The organism is Streptomyces sp. NPDC096132 (assembly GCF_044763345.1).
Lineage (GTDB): Bacteria > Actinomycetota > Actinomycetes > Streptomycetales > Streptomycetaceae > Streptomyces.
Genome location: NZ_JBIWGA010000011.1, coordinates 348210 through 355685 on the forward strand (window position 1 = coordinate 348210; position 7476 = coordinate 355685).

Genomic DNA, 7476 nt, shown 5'->3' on the forward strand with positions numbered 1-7476 from the left:
GTTTCGCAGGAGAGCAATCCCATGGCTGAAGTCCTCGTCTACGTCGACCACGTGGACGGTGCCGTCCGCAAGCCGACCCTCGAGCTGCTGACCCTCGCCCGCCGCATCGGCGAGCCCGTCGCCGTCGCGCTCGGTGCCGGTGGCGAGAACACCGCCGCCGCGCTCGCCGAGCACGGCGCCGTCAAGGTCCTCACCCACGACGCGTCCGAGTACGCCGACTACCTCGTCGTACCGAAGGTGGACGCGCTGCAGGCCGCCGTCGCCGCCGTCTCCCCGGCCGCCGTCCTGGTCCCCTCCTCCGCCGAGGGCAAGGAGATCGCCGCCCGTCTGGCGCTGCGCATCGGTTCCGGCATCATCACCGACGCCGTCGACCTCGAGGCCGGCGACGAGGGCCCGGTGGCCACCCAGTCGGTGTTCGCCGCGTCCTTCACCACCAAGTCCCGTGTCATCAAGGGCACCCCGGTCATCACGGTCAAGCCCAACAGCGCCGCCGTCGAGGCCGCCCCGGCCGCCGGTGCGGTCGAGGCCCTGTCCGTCTCCTTCTCCGAGCAGGCCACCGGCACCAAGGTCACCGGCCGCACGGCCCGTGAGTCGACCGGCCGTCCGGAGCTGACCGAGGCCGCGATCGTGGTCTCCGGCGGCCGTGGCGTCAACGGCGCGGAGAACTTCGCGATCATCGAGGCCCTCGCCGACTCCCTCGGCGCGGCCGTCGGCGCCTCCCGCGCCGCGGTGGACGCCGGCTGGTACCCGCACACCAACCAGGTCGGCCAGACCGGCAAGTCCGTCTCGCCGCAGCTGTACATCGCCAACGGCATCTCCGGCGCGATCCAGCACCGCGCCGGCATGCAGACCTCGAAGACGATCGTCGCCGTCAACAAGGACGCCGAGGCCCCGATCTTCGACCTGGTCGACTACGGCGTCGTCGGCGACCTGTTCGACGTCGTCCCGCAGCTCACCGAGGAGATCAAGACCCGCAAGGGCTGATCACCCGAACGGCCGATCGCGCGCGATCGTCTGTCTGACGGCCCGGTCGCCGTCGGGCCGTACGAGACCGCCTGATCGCCGTAGGCAGTACGAGGCCCCCGTGACCGCACCGGTCGCGGGGGCCTCGGTCGTTCACTTCAGGCTCACCGTCGCCAGCACCGGCAGATGGTCGCTCGGATACCGGCCGTCCACGGTGAACGGGTCGGCCCACGCCCGGTGGACCGTGACGCCCGGGGTCGCCAGGATCCAGTCGATGCGGTCGCCGTCGGGCTTCGGCGGCCGCCAGCCGTTGAACGTCCCGAACACCGGTCCGGTCCGCTCCGCCGTGTCCCAGGTGTCGACGAGGCCGGAGTCCAGCAGGGTCCGGTACGCCGTGTCGGTGTGGGCGACGGCGTTGAAGTCGCCGGTCAGCAGGGCGGGGCGGGAGGGGCCGAGACCTGTGATCCGCTCGGCGATGAGGGCGGCGGCACGCACACGCGCGTACTCGCTCCGGTGGTCGAGGTGGGTGTTGAGGACGTGGAACTCCCGCTCCGGGTCCAGCCGGTCGCGGAACAGGACCCGGGTCACCAGGCGGGGGTAGGCCGCGCCCCAGGTGTTCGAGTCGGGCACGGTCGGCGTGTCGGAGAGCCGGAACACATCGTGCTCCAGGGGCTCGAGCCGGCGGACGTCGTAGTAGATCGCCACCGACTCCTCGTCGCCCGCGCCCGGGGTGCCGATCCAGTCGTAGTGCGGGCCGAAGTCGGCCCAGACGTTCTGGATCTGCGAGAACTGGCCCTCCTGGGTGCCCATGACATGCGGGGCGGTCCTCCGTAACAGCGCCCGCATCACCGGGCGGCGGTGGACCCAGCTGTTGAGGCCCTGGTCGACCGGGACCCGGAGGTTGAACGTCATGATCCGCAGCGGGGGAACGGGGGCCGGCTTCCGGGGCGTGGACGGGGTCGCGCGGCGCGGCTGGTCGGCCCCGACCACGGCCAGCAGGGGGACGGCGACGGCTGCCGCGACCATCGTTCTCAGTCCCGTCCGCCGGCTCGGCCCCGCGGTGCCTGTCATGTGTGCCCCCTCGCCTCGTGAGCCAGGATGAAGGTGTGCGGGTCTGTGCGGAAGAGGGGGAAGGTGCGGAAGTGATCACACCCGGACCACCGAGTGGACGGGGTGTTCACCGCGTGGACAGGGTGTTGACCCACCGGAAGGGCCACGGATAGCTTCGTTCTACGGATTGTTGATTCCGTACAGCGGAAAACAGGAGGGTGTGGGATGGGTCAGGGCCAGCAGGAGACGGTGGCGACCAGCCTCGCGGGCGCCGTCAGCGAGGAGATCAGCGCCTCCCTCGCCCCGGTCGACGCCGAACTCGGCCGCTGCTACCCCGGCGACCCCGGCACCCGCCAGCCCGTCCACACCGTCTACGTCCCCGCCGACGCCTTCGCCGCCGACACCGTCCGCTCCTGGGGCGACCGGGCCCTCGCCGCCCTCGACGAGCACGCCCCCGACGCCGCCTCCTTCGCCGCCTGCCTGGGCCTGTCCGACGCGCTCGCCGGACCCGTGTACGCGCGCGTGCGGGCCAAACTGGAGCGCGAGCCCATCGAAGACCTGCGCGTCGACTTCGAGGACGGCTACGGCCCCCGCCCCGACGCCGAGGAGGACGAGGCGGCAGCACGGGCGGCCCGGCTCGTCGCCGAGGCGTACGCGAAGGGCACGGCGGCCCCGTACACGGGCATCCGCATGAAGTGCATGGAGGCCGCCGTCCGCGACCGGGGCATCCGCACCCTCGACATCTTCCTCACCGGCCTGCTGGCGGCCGGCGGCCTGCCCGACGGACTGGTGCTGACACTGCCGAAGGTGACGTACCCCGAGCAGGTCACCGCCATGGTGCGGCTCCTGGAGGCCTTCGAGAAGGCGCGCGGGCTCGAGCCCGGCAGGCTCGGTTTCGAGATCCAGATCGAGACCAGCCAGGCCATCCTCGCCACCGACGGCACCGCCACGGTCGCCCGCATGATCCAGGCCGCCGAGGGCCGGGCCACGGGCCTGCACTACGGCACCTTCGACTACAGCGCCTGTCTCGGCGTGTCCGCCGCCTACCAGGCCAGCGACCACCCGGCCGCCGACCACGCCAAGGCGGTCATGCAGGTCGCCGCGGCCGGCACCGGCGTACGCGTCTCGGACGGCTCCACCAATGTGCTGCCGGTCGGCCCGACCGAGAAGGTCCACGACGCCTGGCGCCTGCACTACGGCCTCACCCGCCGCGCCCTCTCCCGCGCCTACTACCAGGGCTGGGACATGCACCCCGCCCACATCCCCACCCGCTACGCCGCCGTCTTCGCCTTCTACCGCGAGGGGTTCGCCCAGGCCGCCGAACGTCTGTCCCGGTACGCCAACCGGGCCGGCGGCGACGTGATGGACGAACCCGCCACCGCCAAGGCCCTCAGCGGCTACCTGCTGCGCGGCCTGGACTGCGGCGCCCTCGATCTCGCCGAGGTGACCGACGCGACCGGGCTGTCCCGGGCGGCCCTGGAGGGCTTCGCGGCACCTCGGCGAGGCGATCTGACGGCCTCGGCGCAGTAGCCGAGGGCCCCCGGGGCTACTGCTCGGGGAACTCGTACGGGCGCGTGATGATCTCCATCCCGTGCCCGGCCGGGTCCATGAAGTACAGGCCCCGGCCGCCGTGGTGGTGGTTGATCTCACCCGGCTGCCGACCGTGCGGATCCGCGAAGTACGTGATCCCGGCCGCCTCGATCCGGTCGAAGGCGGCGTCGAACTCCTCGTCGGAGACGAGGAACGCGTAGTGCTGCATGACGATCGACTCCGCCGGGATGGTGGCGAAGTCCAGAGTGACTCCATTGCTGGTGTCGACCGGGACGAACGGGCCCCACTCGGTGCCGACTTCGAGCCCGAGGATGTGCGCGAGGAACTCGGCGGACTCCCGGTTGTCACGGGAATGGACGATGGTGTGGTTCAACTCGACTGACATGTGTGGAATGCCTCCGCAAGGCAATCTCACGGGCACCTCCATGCCTCACCCGGTCGGTGACCGACACGCGATGCCGTGCCTCGATCCTAACCACACCGCAGATGTTCCAGGCCGGAGTTCGTCACCCTCTTCTCCTCCGCGAACAGCCGTGTGCCCTGCCGGCAGAGCAGTGCGTCGGCCCGGGCCCGGGTGACGAACTCCTCCGGTGTCGCCCCGAAAAGCCGCCTCAACGCCGGTGATCCGAGGAGGAGTTCGGTGATCAGGGTGCGCTGGCCGGGGTGACTGCGCGGGGCGCCGGTGCCGTTGTGCAGGACGCCGTGCCGGTTCACGTACGAGAACACGTCGGAGAGCGTCTCGCCGTCCTCCAGCTCGACGCGGAACCGCGATGCGGGCAGCACCACCCGGTCGTAGTTCGGCTCGGTCGCGTCGACCGCGGTGAGTTGCTCGTCGTCCAGCCAGATGACGAACAACTCCCGGGTGACACCGGGGGAGTCGACGGGGGAGGCGGACATGTACCCCAGGAGGCTGACGTGCGCGGAGACGCCGACACCGATGCCGGTCACCCGGGCCCGCACCATCGGGACGGGGGAGGTGATCCCCAACGCGGCCATCTTGTACCGCAGTTGAGCGGGCGAGGCGTTGGAGCCGACGGCGAGCACCGGGCTGCGGCCGGGGTGCGTGAGACGGTCCAGGGGCAGCAGCAGATCACCGGCGAGCAGGCCCGACCCGGCCGGCCACACACCCGGGTAGAGAAGCGGATGGTCGCGCGGCGCCCGGCCCAGACCCAGCGCCTCCAGCGTGCGGTGCTCCTGGCGTCCGTCCATCTCCGTCCAGTCTGCCTCAGTCCGCCGGGGGCAGCTCACCCGAACCGCGGGCGATGAGCCGGGTCGGCAGCTCGATGCGCTCGGGGGCCACCAGCGTGCCCTCCAGCTGCCGGAACAGACGCTCGGCGGCGGTGCGGCCCAGTGCCGCCGCGTCCTGGGCGATCACGGTCACCCCCGGCTGGAGCAGATCGGCCAGCTCCAGGTCGTCGAAGGCCACCAGGGCCACCCGCCGGGACTGCTCCGCGAGCACCCGGATCACGGTGACCGTCACCCGGTTGTTGCCCGAGAAGACCGCCGTGACCGGCTCGGGAGCGGACAGCAGCTCCTCGGCGGCCCGGCGCACCCGCTCGGGGTCGGTGGTGCCCAGCGACATCCAGGCGTCCTCGACCTCTATCCCCGCGTCCTCCATCGCCGTCCGGTAGCCGCGCAGCCGCTCCACGGCGGTGTGGATGCGCGGCATGTCGCCGATGAAACCGATCCTGCGGTGCCCGTGCGCGATGAGATGGGCCACGCCCTCACGAGCGCCGCCGAAGTTGTCCGACAGCACGCAGTCCGCGTCGATCTGCCCGGCCGGCCGGTCCACGAAGACCGTCGCCACGCCCGCCTTGATCTCCGGCTCCAGATAACGGTGGTCGTCGCCGGCCGGGATCACCACGAGACCGTCCACCCGCCGGGCGCACAGCGCCAGCGCCAGCTCCTGCTCGCGGTCCGGGTCCTCGGCGCTGGAGCCGTTGATCAGCAGCGCGCCGTGGGCCCGGGCCACCTCCTCCACCGCGCGGCTGAGCGGACCGTAGAACGGGTCGGCGAGGTCCTCCAGGACCAGGCCGATGCTCGCGGTACGGCCCTTGCGCAGCACACGAGCGCTGTCGTTGCGGCGGAACCCGAGCGCGTCGATGGCCTCCTGCACCCGGCGCTCCGTCTCGGGTGTGACCCCCGGCTCACCGTTGACCACGCGCGAGACGGTCTTGAGTCCGACCCCGGCGCGTGCCGCGACGTCCTTCATGGTGGGACGGTTGCCGTAACGGCTGTCGGGGCGGCGGGGCGTCTCGGGCACGATGCGGTGTCCTGTTCCTGTCGTCCACGGGACGTCCTCCACGCCGTCGTCCGCTCAATGTTGCCGACGGGGTGGATGGGTCCCCGGGTTTGTATGAGGATGTGGCGTCGAGCATAGAGCCTGGACAACGTTGTCAGATGCGGGAGAGACTGTCCACCGACAAACTCCGGCCCACGTCCCCCACCACAGGCCGGCCGGCCCTTTTCCAAGGTTGACGGGGAGAACCGAGACTTTGATGCAGACCGACCTCGTGGCCGCGCTCGACATAGGCGGCACCAAGATCGCCGGAGCGCTGGTGGACGGCGACGGCAGGATCCTGGTCCGCGCTCAGCGGCCCACGCCCGCACAGCAGGGCGGCGACACCGTGATGGGGGCCGTGGAGGAGGTGCTGAAGGAGCTGACCGCGTCGCCGCTGTGGCCGCGCGCGTACGCCGTCGGCATCGGCAGCGCCGGCCCGGTGGACGCCTCCACCGGCACGGTCAGCCCGGTGAACGTGCCCGGCTGGCGCGACTACCCGCTCGTCGACCGGGTCCGTGCCGCCACCGGCAGTCTGCCGGTCGAACTGATCGGCGACGGCGTGGCGATCACGGCCGCCGAGCACTGGCAGGGCGCCGCTCGCGGCCATGACAACGCCCTGTGCATGGTGGTCTCCACGGGGGTGGGCGGCGGCCTGGTCCTCGGCGGACGTCTGCACCCCGGTCCCACCGGCAACGCCGGCCACATCGGCCACATCAGCGTCGACCTCGACGGTGACGCGTGCGCGTGCGGGGCGCGCGGCTGTGTGGAGCGCATCGCCAGCGGTCCCCACATCGCCCGTCGCGCCCTCGAGAACGGCTGGCGGCCCGGCCCCGACGGCGACACCTCCGCGGAGGCCGTGGCCGCCGCAGCCCGCGCGGGCGACCCGGTGGCCGTCGCCTCCTTCGAACGCGCCGCCCAGGCCCTCGCCGCCGGTATCGCCGCCACCGCGACCCTCGTCGAGATCGACATCGCGGTGATCGGCGGGGGTGTGGGCAAGGCGGGCGAGATCCTCTTCGCGCCCCTGCGGCGCGCTCTTCGCGACTACGCGACCCTCTCCTTCGTCCAGCGCCTGACGGTGGTCCCGGCCCAGATGGGGACGGACGCGGGGCTGGTGGGTGCGGCCGCGGCGGCGCTGGCGAGGGCGACCACCACGCGGGTGTGAGGGCGCGGTCCCGGGGCCCGCACAGGGGGCGGGTCCTGCAGGAACGTTCAGGCGCCTCGGTCGGCACGTACGACTCCGGCCGAGGGGCGTGACCTCTCTCCCGTCGTCGCCGTTGGAGTGGGCATGAAGAAGCGCAGCATGCTCGCCATCGCCTCCCTCGCCACCGGCTTCGTCGTCGCGGCCATCACCCCCTCCCACGGTCTGGGCGCCGAGGACCTCGGCGACCTGAACGTCGGTGACACCCTCAGCACGCTCGACCACACCGTCGCAAGCGAAAGCCTGCAGATCGACGACGACGCCCTGGGGCAGGGCGTCTGACGGCGGCGCGGGGCGCCGAACGCGGGAGGCCGTGGCGGCGGGGGCCCCCCCCGGGGGGGGGTTCTTGGGGGGCCGGCGGCCCCCCCCGCCGGTCGGGGGAGGAGCGGTCAGGCGTCCTCGGGCTGCCGCTGTCGGCGGGGGATGCCCAGAG

8 protein-coding genes are annotated in these 7476 nt (G+C 72.3%); 4 read left to right on the forward strand and 4 right to left on the reverse strand.

Features of this window, described 5'->3' with window-relative positions; all coding sequences use genetic code 11:
• The first annotated feature begins 21 nt into the window (after positions 1-21).
• A complete protein-coding gene (locus tag ACIRF9_RS26745) occupies positions 22-984 on the forward strand; it encodes an electron transfer flavoprotein subunit alpha/FixB family protein (RefSeq protein WP_403827126.1) in 963 nt (320 codons plus the stop codon).
• Positions 985-1116: 132 nt separating this feature from the next.
• Here the strand turns inward: ACIRF9_RS26745 and ACIRF9_RS26750 are convergent, their stop codons facing one another.
• A complete protein-coding gene (locus ACIRF9_RS26750; RefSeq protein ID WP_403827128.1) occupies positions 1117-2034 on the reverse strand; it encodes an endonuclease/exonuclease/phosphatase family protein in 918 nt (305 codons plus the stop codon).
• Positions 2035-2238: 204 nt separating this feature from the next.
• Between ACIRF9_RS26750 and ACIRF9_RS26755 the strand changes: the two genes are divergently transcribed.
• The gene (locus ACIRF9_RS26755; protein WP_403827130.1) at positions 2239-3543 is read left to right on the forward strand and encodes a DUF6986 family protein; all 1305 of its coding nucleotides are present in this window, start codon (positions 2239-2241) and stop codon (positions 3541-3543) included.
• Between the two features lie 16 nt (positions 3544-3559).
• On the opposite strand, the gene ACIRF9_RS26760 is transcribed toward ACIRF9_RS26755, so the two are convergent.
• The 3 genes from ACIRF9_RS26760 to ACIRF9_RS26770 form a co-directional block, all read right to left on the reverse strand.
• Positions 3560-3949 (reverse strand): VOC family protein, encoded by a 390-nt coding sequence (locus tag ACIRF9_RS26760; RefSeq protein ID WP_403827132.1) that lies wholly within the window; start codon positions 3947-3949, stop codon positions 3560-3562.
• A gap of 86 nt (positions 3950-4035) precedes the next feature.
• Entirely contained in the window at positions 4036-4773 is a 738-nt protein-coding gene (locus ACIRF9_RS26765; RefSeq protein ID WP_403827134.1) for a hypothetical protein, read from the reverse strand.
• A 16-nt stretch (positions 4774-4789) separates the two neighbouring features.
• Positions 4790-5827 (reverse strand): LacI family DNA-binding transcriptional regulator, encoded by a 1038-nt coding sequence (locus ACIRF9_RS26770; RefSeq protein WP_403827136.1) that lies wholly within the window; start codon positions 5825-5827, stop codon positions 4790-4792.
• A gap of 235 nt (positions 5828-6062) precedes the next feature.
• Between ACIRF9_RS26770 and ACIRF9_RS26775 the strand changes: the two genes are divergently transcribed.
• Together ACIRF9_RS26775 and ACIRF9_RS26780 are read left to right on the forward strand one after the other, a co-directional pair.
• Complete coding sequence (locus ACIRF9_RS26775) at positions 6063-7007, forward strand: ROK family protein (RefSeq protein ID WP_403827138.1); 945 nt, start codon at positions 6063-6065, stop codon at positions 7005-7007.
• A gap of 123 nt (positions 7008-7130) precedes the next feature.
• Complete coding sequence (locus ACIRF9_RS26780; RefSeq protein WP_403827140.1) at positions 7131-7325, forward strand: hypothetical protein; 195 nt, start codon at positions 7131-7133, stop codon at positions 7323-7325.
• The last annotated feature ends 151 nt before the right edge of the window (positions 7326-7476 follow it).

Excerpts from the sequence above, each read along its gene's own strand:
- ACIRF9_RS26745 (WP_403827126.1), top strand. The coding sequence starts at position 22 with ATGGCTGAAGTCCTCGTCTACGTCGACCACGTGGACGGTGCCGTCCGC.
- ACIRF9_RS26750 (WP_403827128.1), bottom strand. The coding sequence starts at position 2,034 with ATGACAGGCACCGCGGGGCCGAGCCGGCGGACGGGACTGAGAACGATG.
- ACIRF9_RS26755 (WP_403827130.1), top strand. The coding sequence starts at position 2,239 with ATGGGTCAGGGCCAGCAGGAGACGGTGGCGACCAGCCTCGCGGGCGCC.
- ACIRF9_RS26760 (WP_403827132.1), bottom strand. The coding sequence starts at position 3,949 with ATGTCAGTCGAGTTGAACCACACCATCGTCCATTCCCGTGACAACCGG.
- ACIRF9_RS26765 (WP_403827134.1), bottom strand. The coding sequence starts at position 4,773 with ATGGACGGACGCCAGGAGCACCGCACGCTGGAGGCGCTGGGTCTGGGC.
- ACIRF9_RS26775 (WP_403827138.1), top strand. The coding sequence starts at position 6,063 with ATGCAGACCGACCTCGTGGCCGCGCTCGACATAGGCGGCACCAAGATC.
- ACIRF9_RS26780 (WP_403827140.1), top strand. The coding sequence starts at position 7,131 with ATGAAGAAGCGCAGCATGCTCGCCATCGCCTCCCTCGCCACCGGCTTC.